The organism is Cytobacillus sp. FSL W7-1323 (assembly GCF_038595015.1).
Taxonomy (GTDB): domain Bacteria; phylum Bacillota; class Bacilli; order Bacillales; family Cytobacillaceae; genus Cytobacillus; species Cytobacillus kochii.
Window position 1 is genome coordinate 67,060 of sequence record NZ_CP151998.1, and the last position, 19,304, is coordinate 86,363.

Genomic DNA, 19,304 nt, shown 5'->3' on the forward strand with positions numbered 1-19,304 from the left:
AGAGTGAAAGTATGCGCTTAGATAAATTTCTAAAAGTATCTCGATTAATAAAAAGACGTACATTGGCAAAGGAAGTCTCTGACCAAGGGCGTATTGCTATTAATGGAGTAGAAGCCAAGGCAAGTACCAATGTAAAAGTTGGTGATGAATTATCGATTCGATTTGGGCAGAAAGTGACAAAGGTGCGAATAGATAAAATACAGGAAACAACAAGAAAAGATGATGCAGCAGAAATGTACACAATAGTAAGTGAAGAAAGAATGAATCAAGAATAAATAAATAGCGCTTGTTCTAATCCCTGAGCAATCTTCATACATATGTATTAAAGGATTGTACTATGGATTGTGAGGGATAGAGATGAGCCAATACCATGAGAACTCGAGTAAACAAACTGCTCCTGATCATGATGTGATCATGCGTGGCAGAAGACTGCTAGATATTACGGGAGTGAAGCAGGTAGAAAGCTTTGATAATGAAGAGTTTTTATTAGAAACTGTCATGGGTTTTTTAGCTATCAAAGGGCAAAATCTACAAATGAAGAATTTAGATGTGGACAAAGGAATTGTCTCCATAAAAGGGAAAATTTTCGACCTTGTTTATTTAGATGATCAACATGGAGAAAAAGCTAAAGGGCTCTTTAGCAAGTTATTCCGATGACGTTATCGGTCCAATTTTTGACGATGCTCTCCATGATAGGGATGGGTTCCCTTTTTGGAGCAAGCTTAGATACGTATCAGCGCTTTCTCAAACGGCCAGTAAGAAAGAGTTGGGTTGTCTTTATAAATGACATCCTTTTTTGGCTATTACAAGGACTAGCTATATTTTATATTTTGTTCCTTGTCAATGAAGGAGAGTTAAGATTCTACATCTTTTTAGCTTTACTTTGCGGTTTTGCAGCCTATCAAGCGTTAATGAAAAATATTTACCTAAAGTTATTAGAGATAGTTATTTCTACGATTATTTCTATTTATTATTTTATTGTGAAGGTCATTCGCCTATTAATTATTCGACCCGTTCAATTTTTTTTCACTACGTTAATAGGGCTATTGGTATTAGTGGGCAAACTTCTTCTACTACTGATAAAATGGACAAGTAATGTGCTAATGTTCATCTTAAAAGTACTATTATCACCAGTAAGATGGATATTTCGACTTCTTATTCGTATATTACCAGCCCCTTTTAAAAAATCAGTCGATAAGTTCTATGATAAATTAAAAGGATATTTCCAAAAAGGGAAAGAATATGTTAAAAAACTGGCGGAAAAGTGGAAGAAGAAAGAATAACTTAGAAGGGAGAGATAGTTGTATGAGTACCAACAAGAATAAAAATGTAGCCAAGATCCATTCAAGCTATATCGAACAACAGGAAGCCAATAAAATCAGTTCTCAACGGAGAAAGAAGCTTCTCTATCGTAGACTGACTGTCTTTTTTGTATTTGTTGCTGTGGTTTCAGTATTTATGATTACGACTATCGTATCCCAATCTGCTGCCCTAGGTGAAAAGAAAGAAGAAAAGGTAAAACTTGCTCATCAATTGAAAGAACTAGAACAGTCGGAAAAGGCCTTGAATGAAGAGATAGTTAGGTTACATGATGAAGAGTATTTAGAAAAACTTGCTAGAAGGGATTATTATCTTTCTGAACAAGGAGAAATCATCTTCAAAATGCCGGATGAAACCGATGAAAAGGAAAAAAAAGAAAATGAGTCAGCTCAATGAGAAGTTGACACCTATTTTTATCTTTCGGTATAATATAGTATAAGTATGAATACATTTGGGTTTACTTTATATCTTTAAGGAGGAAATATCTTTTTATGTCAATCGAAGTAGGCAGCAAGTTACAAGGAAAGGTTACAGGCATCACTAATTTCGGAGCGTTTGTAGAGCTGCCGGAAGGATCAACAGGCCTTGTGCATATTAGTGAAGTTGCAGACAATTATGTGAAGGACATTAATGATCACCTCAAAGTAGGCGATACTGTTGAAGTGAAAGTTATTAATGTGGAGAAAGACGGTAAAATTGGTTTATCAATTAAGAAAGCTGTTGATCGTCCTGAGAGAACGGAAAGGCCTGAAAGAAGAGAGTCTAGAGGCTATTCTGGGCGCCCACGTCAAGGTAGAACAAACGATAATCACCGTCCTTCAAAGGAGACATTCGAATCTAAAATGGCTCGCTTTTTGAAAGACAGTGAAGACCGTTTATCTTCTCTTAAGAGAAATACAGAATCAAAACGTGGTGGCAGAGGAGCTAAACGAGGTTAACTTGCTGCTGAATTAATATATACGAGCAAGGGAATCACGACGATTCCTGCAAAAGCAATCCTTATTGGGATTGCTTTTTTATTATTCTTCCGCATCTTTTGTGATGAATGGCGATGATTGTAACTTATAACGGTTAGGTGTGGTTTTAGGTAGGTATAAGAGACTTTGGGTATAAGCTTGGAAAAGAATTGTGCATATGTGCGGATAGGGTGCGGAAGATTGATTGAAGGATTAGGCGAGAAACGGGTCAGAAATTAGGCTAGAGAGAAGAGTTTGATTGGATTAGGCGAGAAACAGGTCAGAAATCAGTCCAGAGAGAAAAGTTTGATAGGATTAGGCGAGAAACGGGTCAGAAATTAGGTCAGAGAGAAGAGTTTGATAGGATTAGGCGAGAAACGGGTCAAAAATAAGGCCAGAGAGAAAAATTTGATTGGATTAGGCAAGAAGCGAATCAGAAATTAGCAGAGAGAAAAATTTGATAGGATTAGGCGAGAAAAAGATCAGAAATCAGGCCAGAGGGAAAAATTTGATAGGATTAGACGAGAAGCGAATCAGAAATTAGGCCAGAGAGAAAAGTTTGATAGGATTAGACGAGAAACGGGTCAAAAATCAGGCCAGAGAGGAAAGTTTGATAGGATTAGACGAGAAACGAATCAGAAATCAGGTCAGAGTGAAAATCTTGGTTAAATTAGGCAAAAACAAACCAGAAATCAAACAAAAAGGAAATACATGCTAGGTCTGCTGTTATTATAATTAAAAATGAGTAAAAAACAAACCTGAACAGTTGAAGCTGCCCAGGTTTGTTTTATAGCTAATATAAGTGATGACCCGTACGGGATTCGAACCCGTGTTACCGCCGTGAAAGGGCGGTGTCTTAACCGCTTGACCAACGGGCCACTATAAAAAATGGTAGCGGCGGAGGGGATCGAACCCCCGACCTCACGGGTATGAACCGTACGCTCTAGCCAGCTGAGCTACACCGCCATTTGAAGTGGCTTTCTTTTAAAAGCACAAGATATATAATACAAAGATTCTACAAGTCTGTCAATATTATTTCCCCCGGAAAATTTTTGTCGGAATAGTTGATGAGGTTTCGTCATTTTTTGGAAGCATGTGATGTCTAGTTTTTTAGACAACAGGAGAACGTATGGTCCAATTCCAATCCTTTAATTGTTGCTGCTTTTGTACTCTTTTTGCACTTTATAAAGAAATCAGTCGAACGAAAAAGAGGTATTTGTCCATTATTTTGACAAACTTTTAAGACATAGCCCTTTATAATAGCGAAAAAGAAACAAATAGGGAGTGGGAATGATGGAAAAACTCGAACGAACAATTGCAGAACCGATAGGGGAAGTGGATCTTCGTCGTCCCAAGATGGAGCTCTCAAAAATAGGTGGGAAAATACAGACGGGCTTAGAAACTTTCTTTATTAAGAAGGGGTACTTGTTTTTAATTATTGGTTTTTTACTTGGACGAGCCCTTATATTGTCCCAGTTAACACCATTCACTCTGCCCTTTTTTGCTGCGATGTATTTAGTAAGAAAGGATAAAGCACCGCTTGCTTTAATTGGATTGATTGGAGGAGCTTCGACTTTATCATTTACTCATGGTGTGACCACGTTTTTAACATCTTTCTTTTTTCTGTTTGTTTTTCGGATAAGTAAAAAGTGGGTTACCAATGAATTAAAAGTAATGCCTATATATGTGGCTGTGACATTATTAATCAGTTCGATTATCCAATCTTATATCATAACGGGACATGTGGCGATGTACGATTTCATGATGGCTGGTGTAGAGGCTAGTTTAGGATTTATCCTATGTTTAATATTCCTACAGAGCCTGCCGTTACTATTTTTTAATCGGAGGAGGCAATCATTAAAAACAGAGGAAATCGTCTGCCTCATTATTATGCTAGCCTCAGTAATGACAGGAACAATCGGATGGACCGTATATGACCTATCAGTCGAACATGTGATGTCTCGTTATTTGGTGCTTGTGTTTTCATTTGTCGCAGGTGCCACGGTAGGCTCAACGGTTGGTGTCGTGACAGGGCTAATATTTAGTTTGGCTAATATTTCAAGCTTTTTCCATATGAGTTTATTAGCATTCTCTGGTTTGTTAGGTGGGTTATTAAAAGAAGGGAAGAAAATAGGTGTGGCATTTGGTTTGCTTATTGCTACCCTACTCATGGGAATGTATGGTGACAATCAGTCAAACTTATTAATTGGTTTATACGAAACTGGAGTAGCAATATTTCTATTTCTATTAACGCCTCAAAGTTTTACGTCAAAGCTAGCGAAACATATCCCTGGGACTGCAGAATATGCGGCAGAGCAACAGCAGTATATGAGAAAAATGCGGGATGTAACTGCGCACAGAGTTTCTCAGTTTTCTAATGTTTTTCAAGCGTTATCGCAAAGCTTTGCCATGCAACATCAAGCTCCTGTGGTGGAAAATGATGAGACAGATCGAGAATTGGATTATTTCCTAAGTAATGTCACAGAGAAGACATGCCAAACTTGCTTTAAAAAGGATCACTGCTGGGCTAGGAACTTTGATACAACATATGATTATATGAAAAATATTATGCATGATTTAGATGAAAAAGATGGACAAATTTCTTCACGACTAGAAAGGGAGTGGGAAAAACACTGTACAAGATCGAAGAAAACAACAGAAGTGATTCAACAGGAGCTTACTTTTTATAAAGCAAATCAACGGTTGAAAAAACAAGTGCAAGAAAGTAGGAAACTTGTGGCAGATCAATTATTAGGTGTGTCTGCAGTGATGGGGGATTTTGCTAAAGAAATTCAAAGAGAGCGAGAGAATCATCATAAACAGGAAGAACTGATATTAGAGGCCATCCAAGAATTTGGGGTAGAGGTAGAACAGGTAGAAATTTATAGCTTGGAGCAAGGCGATGTTGATATAGAGATGACGATCCCATACTGTAATGGGCACGGGGAATGTGAGAAATTAATTGCGCCAATGCTTTCAGATATATTAGGAGAAACAATCTTAGTTAAATCTGAGGAATGTGCGAGTTATGCCAACGATTATTGCCATGTTACTTTTCGCTCAGCAAAGGCATATGTCATTGATACGGCAGTGGCACATGCGGCTAAGGACGGTGGCTTAATATCAGGAGATAGTTATTCAACAATTGAATTAGGTAGCGGTAAGTATGCAATTGCCATTAGTGATGGGATGGGAAATGGAGAACGAGCACATATAGAAAGCAAAGAAACGTTAGAATTACTACAGAAAATATTGCAATCAGGTATAGAAGAGCAAGTGGCCATAAAATCGGTCAATTCTGTTCTGTCATTAAGGACAACAGATGAAATTTTCTCCACATTAGATTTGGCGATGATTGATTTACAAAATGCTGATGCTAAATTTTTGAAAATAGGCTCTACACCGAGTTTTATTAAAAGAGGGAGCCAAGTGATGAAAGTGCAGGCAAGTAATTTACCCATAGGCATGATTGAAGAATTTGATGTCGATGTTGTCAGTAAGCAATTAAAAGCAGAGGATTTACTCATTATGATGAGCGATGGTGTATTTGAAGGGCCGAAACATGTGGAGAACTTTGATCTTTGGATGAAGAGGAAAATAACCGAGTTAAAAACGAACGACCCACAAGAAGTGGCAGATTTAATTATGGAAGAGGTGATTCGATCAAGAGCTGGACGTATTGATGATGATATGACGGTGATGGTGGCAAAAGTAAAGCACAATATCCCGAAATGGTCGAGTATACCGTTCCATAAACAAGCGAATTAATGTTAAATAGAATAGAATCTCCAATAGATGTCATTTTTATGTATATTTCCTTTCTAATCCGTTGAAAATGGTTAGTAATCACTAAGTAACTTCTATCAGATTAGGAGGGAAAAAGATGAAAACAGGTACCCTAAAACAAATTTTACTTATTACAGACGGGTGTTCAAACGTTGGAGAAGACCCTATAGCGATGTCGGCTCTAGCAAAAGAGCAGGGAGTTTCCGTAAATGTGATAGGTGTAATGGAGAATGACGTTATTGATGAGAAGGGAATGCAGGAAATTGAGAGTATTGCCCTTTCCGGGGGTGGGGTAAGTCAAGTCGTATATGCTAGACAGCTATCACATACTGTACAGATGGTAACAAGGCAGGCGATGACACAAACATTACAAGGAGTAGTCAATCGTGAACTCACGCAAATCTTAGGAAATAAACAAACGATTGAGGATTTGCCTCCAGAACAAAGAGGCGAGGTAATGGAGGTTGTGGATGAGCTAGGGGAAACGGTTGAAATGGAAGTGTTGATTCTTGTCGATACGAGTGCAAGTATGAAACATAAGCTACCTACAGTCAAAGAAGCCTTATTTGATCTATCTTTAAGCTTAAATGCACGCACGGGAAAAAATAAATTTTCTCTGTTTGTATTTCCCGGGAAAAAGAATGATGTCGAAAAATTGCTAGATTGGACACCTAAGCTCGAATCGTTAACTTCTGTGTTCGCTAAACTCTCAACAGGTGGTATTACACCCACTGGACCAGCTTTAAGAGAGGCGATTACCTATTTTGAGAAGAAACGATCATTACGCAATTTAATTTCTAGAAATGACGATGAGTACTATGAAGAGTCAATTTAATCTACAAAAAGGTGCGATTATTAACGGGAAATGGCATCACAAGCAATACTGTATCGAAAAAGAACTAGGTGCAGGGGCTAATGGTGTAGTTTATCTCGCCACATACCTTGGGCAACTCGTTGCTTTAAAAATAAGTGAAAATGGGTATACAGTAACTTCTGAAGTGAATGTGCTAAAATCCTTTACGAAGGTCCAAGGGTCTACCCTAGGACCTTCTTTGCTTGATGTTGATGATTGGCAATTTTCCTCATCCACTATGTATTCTTTTTATGTGATGGAATATATCCATGGTCCTGATCTCCACTCTTTTATTAAACAGAAAGGAGAGGCGTGGATACCTGTGCTCATGCTGCAATTACTTTCTGATCTAGAGGAGCTGCACAAAGCGGGATGGGTATTTGGAGATTTAAAACCAGAGAATCTGGTTGTCACAGGAAGAGCTCCGCGCATTCGGTGTATAGATGTAGGAGGAACAACATTAAAAGGTAGAGCCATTAAGGAGTTTACAGAGTTTTACGACCGAGGATATTGGGGGCTTGGTAGTAGAAAAGCTGAACCTACTTATGATTTATTCTCAACAGCTATGGTTTTTATTCACTGTGCCTATCCGAGCCGTTTCTCTAAAGACGGAAGGGGTTTAGAACAATTAATGGATAGGGTAAAGAAACATAAAATCTTAAAAACTTATGAAGGAGTTCTCATACCAGCACTTCAAGGCAGGTTTAAAACTGCTGAAGATATGAGACAAGCCTTGCTTGCCTGTTCATATAAGCAAACTCGTTCAAAAGGAACTCGTGTGTCCCCACCAGCTAGGCAAACATCCCGAAAGACTAAAGGAAAGCCCAATGGAAAAACTGGAGCGTTCGTTTTAATCTTGTTTATTGGTTGTATTTACTTTTTCTATTTATATAGTCAAATGGTGTGAGAGGGTTTAGGCATAAATAATCGTTTCTTTGGAAATAAACATTAAAAAAGTGATATCCTTTTAGTAGAAGTAATAGTTTAACATAAGGGAAGAATGTTATGTTTTATGCAAAGGTAAAAGCATTTTTATCACAAAAGGGCATTGAATTGGAGAATAAGCGTGTGGGAATTGCTGTCTCAGGAGGGCCTGACTCCTTAAGCTTACTTCACTTTATGCAGCAAATAAGTAAACAAGAGTGTTTTCAATTAGTAGTAATCCATGTGGATCATATGTTTAGGGGCGAAGAATCTTTTGAAGACGCTAAGTTTGTAGAACGCTATTGTCAGAAGTCAGGCATTCCTTTTCATATGCAACGAATTGATGTTTCTGCACATATGAAGGAAACGGGGAAAAGCTCGCAAATTGCTGCAAGGGACTGTCGCTATCGTTTCTTTGAGCAAGTAATGCAAAGAGAAGCGCTTGATTACATTGCATTAGGTCATCATGGTGATGATCAAATTGAAACAATGTTAATGAGAATGACAAGAGGGAGTAGTGGTCTTGCTAGAGCGGGTATGCCAGTTATACGACCTTTTAGTAGAGGGGCAATTATACGGCCGTTCCTTTGCTTAAGTCGAAATGAAATTGATTCCTATGTAGAGACTCATCATTTAGAACCTAGAATAGATCCTAGTAATGTAAAGGAAATCTATAGCAGAAATCGTTTTAGGAAAAATATCTTGCCTTTTTTAAAAAGGGAAAATCCTCAAGTGCATAACCATTTCCAACGCCTTAGTGAGGATTTGAGCGAAGATGAGGTATTTATGCAGGAATTAGCAGAAGCACAATTGAATAGTGTAACAGAGAGGAAAAGTGCTAGTGAAATTCTTCTTTATATTGACAGATTTACAGATGTCGCAAAACCTTTACAAAGAAGAGTGATTCAACTAATATTAAATTATCTATATCAGGAAAGGCCATCTTCTTTATCCGCTACACATATTGAAAATGTTTTTTCCTTAATTTCTCATCCTCATCCGTCTGGAACCTTACATTTCCCAAATGGTTTAACAGTTGTACGTTCATATGATTGTTGTTTCTTCTCCACTAGTAAAAAAACAACCGTACAGCCGTATTTATTTCAAATACAAGAGCCAGGAAACTATGTTATTCCTGAAGTAGGCGAGATCAGCATGCATTATGTCGGTCACCCATTACAGGAATATCAACAAATGGATTATCTTTTGGTTAAAGCGGATATCGCCTTTCCATTAACGATCCGTACAAGGAAAAATGGAGATAGGATGAAGTTAAAAGGAATAAATGGTAGCAAAAAGTTAAAGGATATCTTTATCGATCAGAAAATTCCGCGGCAAAAACGGGATTTATGGCCTGTTGTTACGGATGCAAATGGTAACATTATATGGCTACCAGGATTAAAAAAGTCTGATCAAGCAGCTGAATATTCACCTGATACAAGCTATATTTTTCTGAAATACATAAAGCAATGATCTTCTAGGGGGCACAGGAATAAGATGCGAAACGAAATTGAAAAAATCTTAATTACTGAAGAAGAGCTTCAGCAAAAAGTGAGAGAGTTAGGCGGCTTATTAACAGAGGAGTATGATGGACGTTTCCCTCTTGTTATAGGTGTCTTAAAAGGCGCAATGCCATTTATGAGCGATCTAATTAAACGAATTGATACTCATCTTGAAATGGATTTCATGGATGTATCCAGTTATGGGAATTCCATGGTCTCTTCAGGAGAGGTAAAGATTTTGAAAGATCTTGATACTTCTGTTGAGGGACGTGATGTCCTCATCATAGAAGATATCATAGATAGTGGATTAACTTTGAGCTATTTAGTAGAGTTATTCCGTTATCGTAAAGCGAAATCGATAAAAATTGTTACTCTGCTTGATAAACCAACTGGTAGAAAAGCAGCAATTAAAGCGGATATCGTAGGATTTAATGTACCAGATGAGTTTGTTGTAGGATATGGATTAGATTATGCTGAGAAATACCGAAACTTACCATATATTGGTATCTTAAAACCTGAGGTGTATAGCAATAATAATTAAGTGAAATGCGATGTGTGAAATACTTTACAAAACCCAGTCTGACCAAGTGTAATTCCTTGTATATGCACAATTTTGTATGATACGATACTATGTAGTTTGTTTACCGTGGGAGGAGGTAAGGGATGAATCGGATTTTCCGTAACACCATCTTTTATTTATTAATATTTTTAGTCATTATAGGGGTTGTCAGTTTCTTTAATGGCAATAACGAACCGACAGAGGCAATGACTTATGACCAATTTGTTGAGAATTTAGAGTCTGGTCAAGTTGAAAGCCTTAGTTTACAGCCTGTAAGGGGCGTTTATGAAGTACGTGGTCAATTAGAAGGCTATGAAGAAGGTAAATATTTTATCACATATATTGCTAATAGTGACTCTGTAATAGACCGAGTGGAAGAGTTAGCAAGTGATTCCAAATTAGAGATCCTACCAGCAGAAGAAGCAAATGGCTGGGTAACGTTCTTTACAACGATGATTCCATTCATCATCATTTTCATTTTATTCTTCTTCTTATTGAACCAAGCTCAAGGCGGCGGTGGCCGTGTAATGAACTTCGGTAAAAGTAAGGCGAAGTTGTATGATGAAAGCAAGAAGAAGGTCCGTTTTAAAGATGTAGCAGGTGCGGACGAAGAGAAGCAAGAATTAGTGGAAGTTGTTGAATTCTTGAAGGACCCACGAAAATTCTCAGAACTTGGTGCGAGAATCCCTAAAGGTGTTCTATTAGTGGGACCTCCAGGTACTGGTAAAACGTTATTAGCGAGAGCAGCTGCGGGAGAAGCAGGCGTACCTTTCTTCTCTATTAGTGGTTCTGACTTTGTTGAGATGTTTGTCGGTGTTGGTGCTTCTCGTGTACGTGACTTATTCGAGAATGCGAAGAAAAACGCACCATGTATCATCTTTATTGATGAAATTGATGCGGTTGGTCGTCAGCGTGGCGCCGGTGTCGGTGGTGGGCATGATGAACGTGAACAAACACTTAACCAATTGCTTGTAGAAATGGATGGCTTCGGTGCAAATGAAGGAATTATTATCATTGCTGCAACAAACCGTCCAGATATCCTTGACCCTGCGTTATTACGTCCAGGTCGTTTTGACCGTCAAATTACAGTTGATCGTCCGGATGTAACAGGTCGTGAAGCGGTATTAAAAGTTCATGCAAAAAATAAACCGTTAGATGAGTCGGTAAACTTAAAAACGATTGCTCAACGTACACCAGGGTTCTCTGGTGCAGACCTTGAAAACTTATTGAATGAAGCAGCACTTGTTGCCGCTCGTCAGAATAAGAAGAAGGTGGATATGACCGATGTGGATGAAGCGACTGACCGTGTAATTGCAGGGCCTTCTAAGAAGAGTCGTGTTATATCTGAAAAAGAAAGAAATATTGTGGCCTTCCATGAGGCAGGTCATACTGTAATCGGCTTAATCTTAGATGAAGCTGATATGGTTCATAAAGTAACAATTGTACCTCGTGGGCAAGCAGGCGGATATGCTGTTATGCTGCCGAGAGAAGATCGTTACTTCCAAACGAAGCCAGAATTACTTGATAAAATTGTTGGTTTACTTGGAGGACGTGTAGCAGAGGAAATCGTGTTTGGTGAGGTTTCTACTGGTGCCCATAATGACTTCCAACGTGCAACAGGTATTGCACGCCGAATGGTAACTGAATTTGGAATGAGTGACAAACTCGGACCTCTACAATTTGGTCAATCACAAGGTGGTCAAGTATTCTTAGGTAGAGATTTTAATAACGAGCGTAATTACTCAGATGCGATTGCATATGAGATTGATCTAGAAATTCAAAGCATGATTAAAGAATGTTACCAACGCTGTAAGCAAATCCTTACAGAGAACCGTGACAAACTAGATATCATTGCAAAAACACTTTTAGAAGTGGAAACGCTAGATGCAGAGCAAATTAAACATCTATCTGATCATGGTACACTACCTGAACGCCCAGCTTCTAAAACAAGTGAAACAATAGAAGATTCAAATATTAAGGTTAATATTCGAAAAGATGACGATCGTAAAGATAATGAAGGTGAAATCACTGAAACAAGGGAAAAACAATCCCCTGCTGAAGAAGAAGAGCCTCCAGCAATTGATGAAGATCGTAAATCTTAATCAAAAAAGAAAAAGCGCCTCACTATTGAGGGGCTTTTTTTTCTGTCTATAAGTGGGGGTTGAAACGTATAACAGGAAATTTCTTCGTGCAATAAGGGGAAACTTATGAAAGATAGTGGAATAAAATGGTTTTGCTCGTGTAACAAGAGGAAATTCATCAAAGGTAGCAGAACAAATGTTGGTATACCAAGTCAGGTTTATACAATTATACAACCACCTATGGTTAATTATTAACGGAGCAAGAACTACATAACTTGACCGATTTTATTTCTTTTTAATGAAGTAAGGGGAAAGCTACTATTGATTAGAGATATGCACTAAAGGAAATTATTTAGTAAGTTGTCCTATTAAATAGAAATGATGAATCTTCATTCATTCAGCGTTGAGGCAATAGGGTTGGAGTTTTATAATTTGGATAATCTGAACAGAGGTGTGATATGATGTTCTCAGTATTAAAGTGTAATTATTTTATGGTAAGTGTGGTGAGGGTGCTTGATCTTTGTTTTTGATGTAGGGAATTCGAATATGATGATGGGTGTTTATCAACGAGATGAGTTAAAGTATCATTGGCGAATAGAGACTGATCGTCATAAGACAGAGGACGAATATGCAATGATTGTGAAATCGTTGTTTGAGCATGAGCAATTATCTTTTGCTGATATAGATGGTATTATTATTTCCTCCGTTGTTCCTCCGATTATGTTTGCTTTGGAGCGAATGTGTGAAAAATACTTTCATATCAAACCATTAATTGTGGGTCCAGGGGTCAAAACAGGTTTGAATATTAAGTATGATAATCCAAAAGAAGTGGGAGCCGACAGAATTGTTAATGCGGTGGCAGGTATTCATGAATATGGCGGTCCGCTCGTAATTGTTGATTTTGGCACAGCAACTACGTATTGTTATATTAATGAGCATAAACAGTATATGGGTGGTGCAATTGCACCTGGTATTGGTATCTCTACTGAAGCGCTTTACTCTAGGGCAGCGAAATTACCGCGAATAGAGATTGTCAGGCCTGATGGGATTATTGGAAAGAATACCGTCTCAGCTATGCAATCAGGCATTCTCTTTGGCTATGTTGGCCAAGTAGAGGGGATTGTAAGTAGGATGAAGTTACAAGCAAAAGAGGAACCGCTTGTTATAGGTACAGGTGGGTTGGCCTCATTGATCGCAAAAGAATCAAAGGTTATAGATATTATTGATCCATTTTTAACTTTAAAAGGTTTACAGCTTATTTATAAACGGAATATGGACACGATAAAAAAGTAGAATAACGTCTGTATTCGTTATGGAAGGAGTATTAAAATGAGTGATTATTTAGTAAAAGCTTTAGCTTATGAAGGACAAGTGAGGGCATTTGCCGTTCGTTCAACAGAAACAGTAGGAGAAGCGCAAAGAAGGCATCATACATGGCCAGTTGCTTCAGCAGCACTCGGGAGAGCAATGTCCGCTGGTGTAATGATGGGGGCGATGGTAAAGGGAGAAGACAAAATCACTATTAAAATCGAAGGTAATGGCCCACTTGGCCCACTCCTGGTTGATAGTAATGCAAAAGGGGAAGTGCGTGGTTATGTGACTCATCCTCAAGTGCATTTTGAATCCAATGCACAAGGCAAACTTGATGTCCGTCGTGGGGTTGGAACAGAAGGTACTTTGACAGTGGTAAAAGACATTGGAATGAGAGAAAACTTTTCTGGACAAGTACCGATTGTATCAGGAGAGCTAGGGGAAGATTTTACTTACTACTTTGTCACATCTGAACAAACACCTTCATCCGTTGGTGTGGGTGTATTAGTCAATGATGACAATAGTATATTAGCTGCAGGTGGTTTTATTATCCAGTTAATGCCTGGAACCGATGAAGAAACAATTGCAGCAATTGAAGAGAGGCTATCACATATTGAACCTGTTTCAACAATGATTGAAAAGGGGCTAACACCAGAAGAAATCTTACAAAGTGTTCTTGGTAAAGATCAAGTGAATTTCTTAGAAAAGATGGATGTTAGTTTTACTTGTACATGTTCAAAAGAACGGTTTGGGAATGCGATTATTAGTTTAGGAAAAGAGGAAATTTCAGATATGATAGAGAAAGAAGGTAGTGCAGAGGCACAATGTCATTTCTGTAATGAAGCTTATCACTATAATAAAGAAGAACTTGAAGCATTTAAACAAGAAGCAAAATAAATGTGAGGGCTTGGGCGTATCTTGATTCTTAAGAACAATAGGGAATAGAAGGTGCGCCTAAGCCTTTTTTTATACAGAAATATATGAAAAGTAGTAGGGGGAGGAGCTTTGAAAAGACAACATTTATGGTTAATCATATTAATACTCATTGTGATTAACTTTATGAGCGTTGCTTATTTTCTTGGGAAGGGCGAACCGAGTCAATCTGAAGTTGTGGCACAGATTGGAAAAGATGAAATTACAAGGCAAGATTGGTTAAATGAAATGGAGGGTCGCTACGGGAAAGAAGTGTTAGACGAAATGATTGATGGGAAGGTCATCGAGGCTGCTGGAGATAAATACGATGTTGAAATAGATAAAGAAGAAATTGACCGTGAAATCAAAATGTTAAAATCAGCGTATGGCACGTCTGCCGCTGCTTTATCAATCAATGAAGAACAATGGAGAAAGCAAATTAAAGATAGTTTAATGCTTGAGGAGCTTTTAACAAAAGAAGTCAGTATTTCTGAGGAAAAGCTGCAACAATACTTCGAAGATAACCAAGCTCAATATGAAATTAAGGATACATATCATCTATCACAAATTGTACTGGCAACTAAAGAAGAAGCAGAACAAACAGTGAAAGAATTAGACAATGGCTCAAGCTTTACAGCTATGGCATTGGAAAAATCAACAGATACTTTAACAGCTGCCCAGGGTGGCGACCTTGGTTATGTGACAGTTGATGACGAAAATTATGAAACCATCATTAAAGCGGCGCAAGATTTAAAAGCTGGAGAATGGTCTGACCCAGTAAAGACCGATGAGGGGTATGCTATAGTTCTGTTACAAGAGTTTGTTGAGGGAGAAACCTATTCCTTTAAGGATGTTAAATCCCAAATACGGAGACAAATGGCTTTAGAACAAATGGATCTTCCTGTTTCTACTGAACCTTTTAAGGATGAAGTGGACATTGAAACTTTTTATGATGGTGCATTGTAGTTTTTTGTTATTTATAGGTATCATATAGCATAAGCTAACATAAATTGTTCAGGTATAAAGTTTTAAATTTTCTAATAATTAAAGGGCTTTATGCCTGCATATTCGTTGACAATTGGTTGTGTGATTGATAAATTAAAATAAAACCAATAATAATACTCGGAATAAGGAGTGGAGAAGATGGTACGTATTGCAAATTCAATTACTGAACTCATCGGACAAACACCAATAGTGAAGCTTAATCGTATTGTAGAAGATGGAAGTGCGGATATTTATTTGAAGTTGGAGTATATGAATCCTGGAAGCAGTGTAAAAGATCGTATTGCCAATGCAATGATAGAAGCCGCAGAAAAAAGTGGTGATTTAAAAGAAGGCGACACAATTATTGAACCAACTAGTGGGAATACCGGTATTGGTCTGGCTATGGTTGCTGCAGCAAAAGGATATCAAACGATTTTAGTGATGCCTGAGACCATGAGTATGGAGAGAAGAAATCTTCTTCGTGCATATGGAGCAGAATTAGTGTTAACGCCAGGACCAGATGGTATGGGTGGAGCAATAAGAAAAGCGCAAGAATTGGCGAAAGAGCATGGATACTTCATGCCGCAACAATTCGAAAACTTATCAAATCCTGAAGTACATCGTGAGACAACAGGAAAAGAGATTGTTGAGCAAATGGGCGATCAATTAGATGCATTTATTGCTGGTATTGGTACAGGTGGCACGATTACAGGTGCTGGTCAAGTACTGAAGGAAAAATACAAGGATATTAAGATTTATGCAGTTGAGCCTGCTGATTCTCCTGTTCTTTCAGGTGGAAAGCCTGGACCGCATAAAATTCAAGGTATTGGCGCAGGATTTGTACCTGAGATATTAGATACAAAGGTATATGATGAAATTATCGCTGTTGCCAATGAAGATGCGTTTGCTCAAGCCCGTCGAGCGGCTAAAGAGGAAGGGATTCTAGGTGGTATCTCTTCAGGTGCAGCTATTCACGCGGCTTTAAAGGTAGCCAAAGAGCTTGGAGAAGGCAAAAAAGTATTGGCGATTATTCCAAGTAATGGAGAACGTTACTTAAGTACACCACTTTATCAATTTGATTAAAACGATAAAGAAAACGGCAGTGATGAGCACTGCTGTTTTTTTATTCAAAAATGAAGGCTGGCGCCATCGTACTTGGTGACTAGCCTTCTTTTTTGATTAACAATTATTACAATGAGAAAATGACTAGTAATTTGTAAGCATTTCGGTATGATGAGTATGAGGTGAGATTCAATGAAAAAGATGATACATACAAAAAAGTTAAGCTATTCGAAGGAATGGTTTTTTCCATTATACAAAAAGATAGCTAAGGACTATGATATACATATTTTATTAGAGAGCGGTAGAAGTGGCCGTTATAGTATGGCTGGCTTTTATCCAGTCGTAGAGTTTACGGGGAAAGATAATAAGTTATACATAAAAACAAGTGAAGGGGTGCAAGTGGCACATGGCAACCCATTACATGAAATGAAAAAGTGGTTAAAGCAATATGAAATCGAAGAGCCTTTAGGGAGTTTACCAGATTTTCATGGAGGTGTATTGGGATTTGTAAGTTATGATTACGGACGTTATATTGAAAACCTACCAGACATGACTGAAGATGATTTGGAAATGCCTGATACGCACTTCTTCTTATTTGAAGAATGGTTCGTTTTTGATCATGATACAGAAGAATTATGGTTGATATTTGCCCATGATAAAGAAGAGGATGTCACCTCGAGGGAAACAGCATGGGTGAATCGTTGGACAGAGGAAGTGGAACAAGGAGAGGTACAATTAGCTGGAGAAAAGGAACCTACTTTAAAGGACGTTTCCATCAGTGAAGAAACGTTTGTTCAAGCAGTGGAAAAAGTACAATCATATATTGCGAGTGGTGATGTGTTCCAAGTCAACCTTTCTGTAAGAGGAAGCCAAAAGTTGAACGTTCCTCCCATCGAAGTGTACAGTCAATTACGTGAACTGAATCCATCTCCTTATATGGGTTATTTAAATACCCCTGATTACCAGCTTGTCAGTGGTTCGCCAGAATTATTAGTAAAGAAAAAAGGCGATGAAGTGAGTACAAGGCCAATTGCGGGTACTCGTTCACGTGGTAAGGATGAAAGAGAGGATCTTAAATTAGCCAATGAATTGATTGAAAATGAAAAGGAACGGGCTGAGCATGTCATGCTTGTTGATTTAGAACGGAATGACTTAGGACGTGTGTGCCAATATGGAACGGTTGAAGTTAATGAGTTTATGGTGATTGAAAAATACTCCCACGTCATGCATATTGTGTCGAATGTAAGGGGGCAAATAGCTAACGGTAGAGATGGGTACGATTTAATCGATGCCTCATTTCCAGGCGGCACAATCACAGGTGCACCGAAAATTAGAACGATGGAAATAATTGATGAGTTAGAACCAGTAAGAAGAGGTATTTATACAGGGTCGCTTGGTTGGATCGGCTTTAATGGTGATTTAGAGTTGAATATTATGATTCGAACAATGCTAGTCAAAGAGGAAGTGGCATATGTACAAGCAGGAGCGGGGATCGTTATTGATTCTGAAGCGCATTTAGAATATAAAGAATCGTTAAAGAAGGCCAAGGCGTTATGGCGTGCAAAAGAGTTAGCTGAAGAGAAGGGGGATTGGAAAAAGTGATATTAATGATTGATAACTTTGATTCTTTTACGTTTAATTTGGTGCAATATTTAGGGGAATTAGGTGCAGATGTGTTAATTAAGCGTAATGATGAAATCACAATCGCTGATATAGAAGCACTTTCCCCCTCGTGCTTAATGATTTCACCAGGACCCTGTAGTCCGGATGAAGCGGGTATTAGCTTAGCGGCGATAGAAGCTTTTGCTGGGAAACTCCCTATCTTCGGTGTATGTTTAGGGCATCAATCAATTGCACAAGTATTTGGAGGCAAGGTTGTGCGAGCAGATAGATTGATGCATGGGAAAACTTCACCCGTTTTTCATAACCAACAAACGATCTATAGGGGAATTGAAGTGCCGTTTTTAGCTACACGCTATCATTCTTTAATTGTGGAGAGAGAGACCCTTCCAGATTGCTTCGAAGTCTCTTCGTGGACGGAGGAAGGTGAAATTATGGGTATTAAACATCGCCTTTTACCAATAGAAGGAGTGCAGTTTCACCCTGAATCCATTATGACTTCAGCAGGAAAAGGTTTGCTCTTAAACTTCCTTAATCAGCATGACCTCATTCAACAAGGGGGCAAACACTTTGTATATTAGTGTCAATGGCAAGCTGGTGCGAAAAGAAGAAGCGAGTATTTCTCCATTTGATCATGGGTATTTATATGGTTTAGGCTTATTTGAAACCTTTCGTATATACAATGGACATCCGTTTTTATTGGATGACCATTTAGCGCGGTTGAAACAAGGGTTAGATGCTGTATGTATTCGTAGTCCATTTAATGGGCGAGAAGAGTTACAATTTCGTTTAGCTGAATTATTAGAAATGAATCAGTTAAGAAATGCTAGAATAAGAGTAAATGTTTCTGCGGGAATAGGTGAAGTAGGTTTAAGGGCTGACCATTATATAGAACCTACCGTTATTATTTTTGCCAATGAATTACCTGAAGCCCCCCTACCGTTTGAAAAAAACGGAAAAATCCTTTCAATTAGAAGAAATACACCAGAAGGGGTTGAACGTTTAAAATCACACCACTTTTTAAACAATATTTTAGCCAAACAGGAATTAGGTGCAGATAATACGTTAGAGGGAATTTTTTTAACAAAGGAAGGTTTTTTGGCTGAAGGCATTTCTTCTAATGTTTTTTGGACTAAAGGAAATGTGTTATACACACCAGCGATTGATACAGGTATTTTAAACGGTATTACGAGGCAATTTATTATAAAGATAGCTAAAAAGTTAAGGTTGGAGATTGAAGAAGGTGTGTTCCACCGTGCTGAGATCGTTGATGCAGATGAGATATTTATTACCAACTCTATTCAGGAAATTGTTCCGCTTAAAACAATGGAAGGTCGAAAGCTCCCTGGTCTAAATGGACCGATAGTAACCTTGTTGCAGGGGGTATACAAACAACAAAGAGAGAATTTATGGGGTAGAGATTCATTTTAGGAG

Annotated in this window: 18 protein-coding genes and 2 tRNA genes; 18 read left to right on the forward strand and 2 right to left on the reverse strand. The window is 38.2% G+C overall.

Translation table 11 applies throughout. The features are described from left to right. The first annotated feature begins 11 nt into the window (after positions 1–11). The 5 genes from MKX67_RS00325 (at position 12) to MKX67_RS00345 (ending at position 2,258) form a co-directional block, all read left to right on the forward strand. On the forward strand, positions 12–275 hold the full coding sequence (locus MKX67_RS00325; protein ID WP_095373565.1) for an RNA-binding S4 domain-containing protein: 264 nt from the start codon (positions 12–14) through the stop codon (positions 273–275). Between the two features lie 82 nt (positions 276–357). After that, on the forward strand, positions 358–657 hold the full coding sequence (gene yabP / locus MKX67_RS00330; protein ID WP_095371276.1) for a sporulation protein YabP: 300 nt from the start codon (positions 358–360) through the stop codon (positions 655–657). After that, the gene (gene yabQ, locus MKX67_RS00335; RefSeq protein WP_095371275.1) at positions 654–1,283 is read left to right on the forward strand and encodes a spore cortex biosynthesis protein YabQ; all 630 of its coding nucleotides are present in this window, start codon (positions 654–656) and stop codon (positions 1,281–1,283) included. Before yabP ends, yabQ begins: the two co-directional genes overlap by 4 nt. Before the next feature lie 22 nt (positions 1,284–1,305). After that, positions 1,306–1,716 (forward strand): septum formation initiator family protein, encoded by a 411-nt coding sequence (locus MKX67_RS00340; RefSeq protein WP_095371274.1) that lies wholly within the window; start codon positions 1,306–1,308, stop codon positions 1,714–1,716. A gap of 95 nt (positions 1,717–1,811) precedes the next feature. After that, positions 1,812–2,258, forward strand: a complete 447-nt coding sequence (locus tag MKX67_RS00345; protein WP_095371273.1) for a S1 domain-containing RNA-binding protein — start codon at positions 1,812–1,814, stop codon at positions 2,256–2,258. 824 nt (positions 2,259–3,082) lie between these two features. Here the strand turns inward: MKX67_RS00345 and MKX67_RS00350 are convergent. Then, positions 3,083–3,154, reverse strand: a tRNA-Glu gene (locus MKX67_RS00350). 11 nt (positions 3,155–3,165) lie between these two features. Further along, positions 3,166–3,242, reverse strand: a tRNA-Met gene (locus tag MKX67_RS00355). Positions 3,243–3,569: 327 nt separating this feature from the next. On the opposite strand from MKX67_RS00355, the gene spoIIE reads away from it, so the two are divergent. From spoIIE to pabC, 13 genes are all read left to right on the forward strand, one after another. Then, positions 3,570–6,044 (forward strand): stage II sporulation protein E, encoded by a 2,475-nt coding sequence (gene spoIIE, locus MKX67_RS00360; protein ID WP_095371272.1) that lies wholly within the window; start codon positions 3,570–3,572, stop codon positions 6,042–6,044. Positions 6,045–6,159: 115 nt separating this feature from the next. Continuing rightward, positions 6,160–6,897 (forward strand): VWA domain-containing protein, encoded by a 738-nt coding sequence (locus MKX67_RS00365; protein WP_095371271.1) that lies wholly within the window; start codon positions 6,160–6,162, stop codon positions 6,895–6,897. Further along, on the forward strand, positions 6,866–7,822 hold the full coding sequence (locus MKX67_RS00370; RefSeq protein WP_322910615.1) for a protein kinase family protein: 957 nt from the start codon (positions 6,866–6,868) through the stop codon (positions 7,820–7,822). Before MKX67_RS00365 ends, MKX67_RS00370 begins: the two co-directional genes overlap by 32 nt. A 98-nt stretch (positions 7,823–7,920) precedes the next feature. Beyond that, entirely contained in the window at positions 7,921–9,312 is a 1,392-nt protein-coding gene (gene tilS / locus MKX67_RS00375) for a tRNA lysidine(34) synthetase TilS (protein ID WP_322910614.1), read from the forward strand. A 24-nt stretch (positions 9,313–9,336) separates the two neighbouring features. Next, positions 9,337–9,882, forward strand: a complete 546-nt coding sequence (hpt, locus tag MKX67_RS00380; RefSeq protein WP_095371268.1) for a hypoxanthine phosphoribosyltransferase — start codon at positions 9,337–9,339, stop codon at positions 9,880–9,882. Between the two features lie 122 nt (positions 9,883–10,004). Continuing rightward, a complete protein-coding gene (gene ftsH / locus MKX67_RS00385; protein ID WP_095371267.1) occupies positions 10,005–12,002 on the forward strand; it encodes an ATP-dependent zinc metalloprotease FtsH in 1,998 nt (665 codons plus the stop codon). A gap of 492 nt (positions 12,003–12,494) precedes the next feature. Next, positions 12,495–13,274: a type III pantothenate kinase gene (locus MKX67_RS00390; protein ID WP_322910613.1), complete on the forward strand. Its 780-nt coding sequence runs from the start codon at positions 12,495–12,497 to the stop codon at positions 13,272–13,274. 36 nt (positions 13,275–13,310) lie between these two features. Continuing rightward, entirely contained in the window at positions 13,311–14,189 is an 879-nt protein-coding gene (gene hslO / locus MKX67_RS00395; protein WP_307319453.1) for an Hsp33 family molecular chaperone HslO, read from the forward strand. Positions 14,190–14,297: 108 nt separating this feature from the next. After that, positions 14,298–15,170, forward strand: coding sequence for a peptidyl-prolyl cis-trans isomerase (locus tag MKX67_RS00400; RefSeq protein ID WP_322910612.1), 873 nt, complete (start codon positions 14,298–14,300; stop codon positions 15,168–15,170). Between the two features lie 177 nt (positions 15,171–15,347). After that, positions 15,348–16,271: a cysteine synthase A gene (gene cysK, locus MKX67_RS00405; RefSeq protein WP_095371263.1), complete on the forward strand. Its 924-nt coding sequence runs from the start codon at positions 15,348–15,350 to the stop codon at positions 16,269–16,271. A 171-nt stretch (positions 16,272–16,442) separates the two neighbouring features. After that, complete coding sequence (locus MKX67_RS00410; protein ID WP_322910611.1) at positions 16,443–17,852, forward strand: anthranilate synthase component I family protein; 1,410 nt, start codon at positions 16,443–16,445, stop codon at positions 17,850–17,852. After that, positions 17,849–18,451, forward strand: a complete 603-nt coding sequence (gene pabA / locus MKX67_RS00415) for an aminodeoxychorismate/anthranilate synthase component II (RefSeq protein WP_307319474.1) — start codon at positions 17,849–17,851, stop codon at positions 18,449–18,451. The genes MKX67_RS00410 and pabA overlap by 4 nt, the downstream gene beginning before the upstream one ends. Further along, on the forward strand, positions 18,441–19,301 hold the full coding sequence (gene pabC, locus MKX67_RS00420) for an aminodeoxychorismate lyase (protein ID WP_322910610.1): 861 nt from the start codon (positions 18,441–18,443) through the stop codon (positions 19,299–19,301). Before pabA ends, pabC begins: the two co-directional genes overlap by 11 nt. The last annotated feature ends 3 nt before the right edge of the window (positions 19,302–19,304 follow it).

Excerpts from the sequence above, each read along its gene's own strand:
- hpt (WP_095371268.1), top strand. The coding sequence starts at position 9,337 with ATGCGAAACGAAATTGAAAAAATCTTAATTACTGAAGAAGAGCTTCAG.
- MKX67_RS00410 (WP_322910611.1), top strand. The coding sequence starts at position 16,443 with ATGAAAAAGATGATACATACAAAAAAGTTAAGCTATTCGAAGGAATGG.
- MKX67_RS00370 (WP_322910615.1), top strand. The coding sequence starts at position 6,866 with ATGACGATGAGTACTATGAAGAGTCAATTTAATCTACAAAAAGGTGCG.
- MKX67_RS00365 (WP_095371271.1), top strand. The coding sequence starts at position 6,160 with ATGAAAACAGGTACCCTAAAACAAATTTTACTTATTACAGACGGGTGT.
- ftsH (WP_095371267.1), top strand. The coding sequence starts at position 10,005 with ATGAATCGGATTTTCCGTAACACCATCTTTTATTTATTAATATTTTTA.
- MKX67_RS00345 (WP_095371273.1), top strand. The coding sequence starts at position 1,812 with ATGTCAATCGAAGTAGGCAGCAAGTTACAAGGAAAGGTTACAGGCATC.
- spoIIE (WP_095371272.1), top strand. The coding sequence starts at position 3,570 with ATGGAAAAACTCGAACGAACAATTGCAGAACCGATAGGGGAAGTGGAT.
- tilS (WP_322910614.1), top strand. The coding sequence starts at position 7,921 with ATGTTTTATGCAAAGGTAAAAGCATTTTTATCACAAAAGGGCATTGAA.
- MKX67_RS00340 (WP_095371274.1), top strand. The coding sequence starts at position 1,306 with ATGAGTACCAACAAGAATAAAAATGTAGCCAAGATCCATTCAAGCTAT.
- hslO (WP_307319453.1), top strand. The coding sequence starts at position 13,311 with ATGAGTGATTATTTAGTAAAAGCTTTAGCTTATGAAGGACAAGTGAGG.
- yabQ (WP_095371275.1), top strand. The coding sequence starts at position 654 with ATGACGTTATCGGTCCAATTTTTGACGATGCTCTCCATGATAGGGATG.
- MKX67_RS00325 (WP_095373565.1), top strand. The coding sequence starts at position 12 with ATGCGCTTAGATAAATTTCTAAAAGTATCTCGATTAATAAAAAGACGT.
- cysK (WP_095371263.1), top strand. The coding sequence starts at position 15,348 with ATGGTACGTATTGCAAATTCAATTACTGAACTCATCGGACAAACACCA.
- yabP (WP_095371276.1), top strand. The coding sequence starts at position 358 with ATGAGCCAATACCATGAGAACTCGAGTAAACAAACTGCTCCTGATCAT.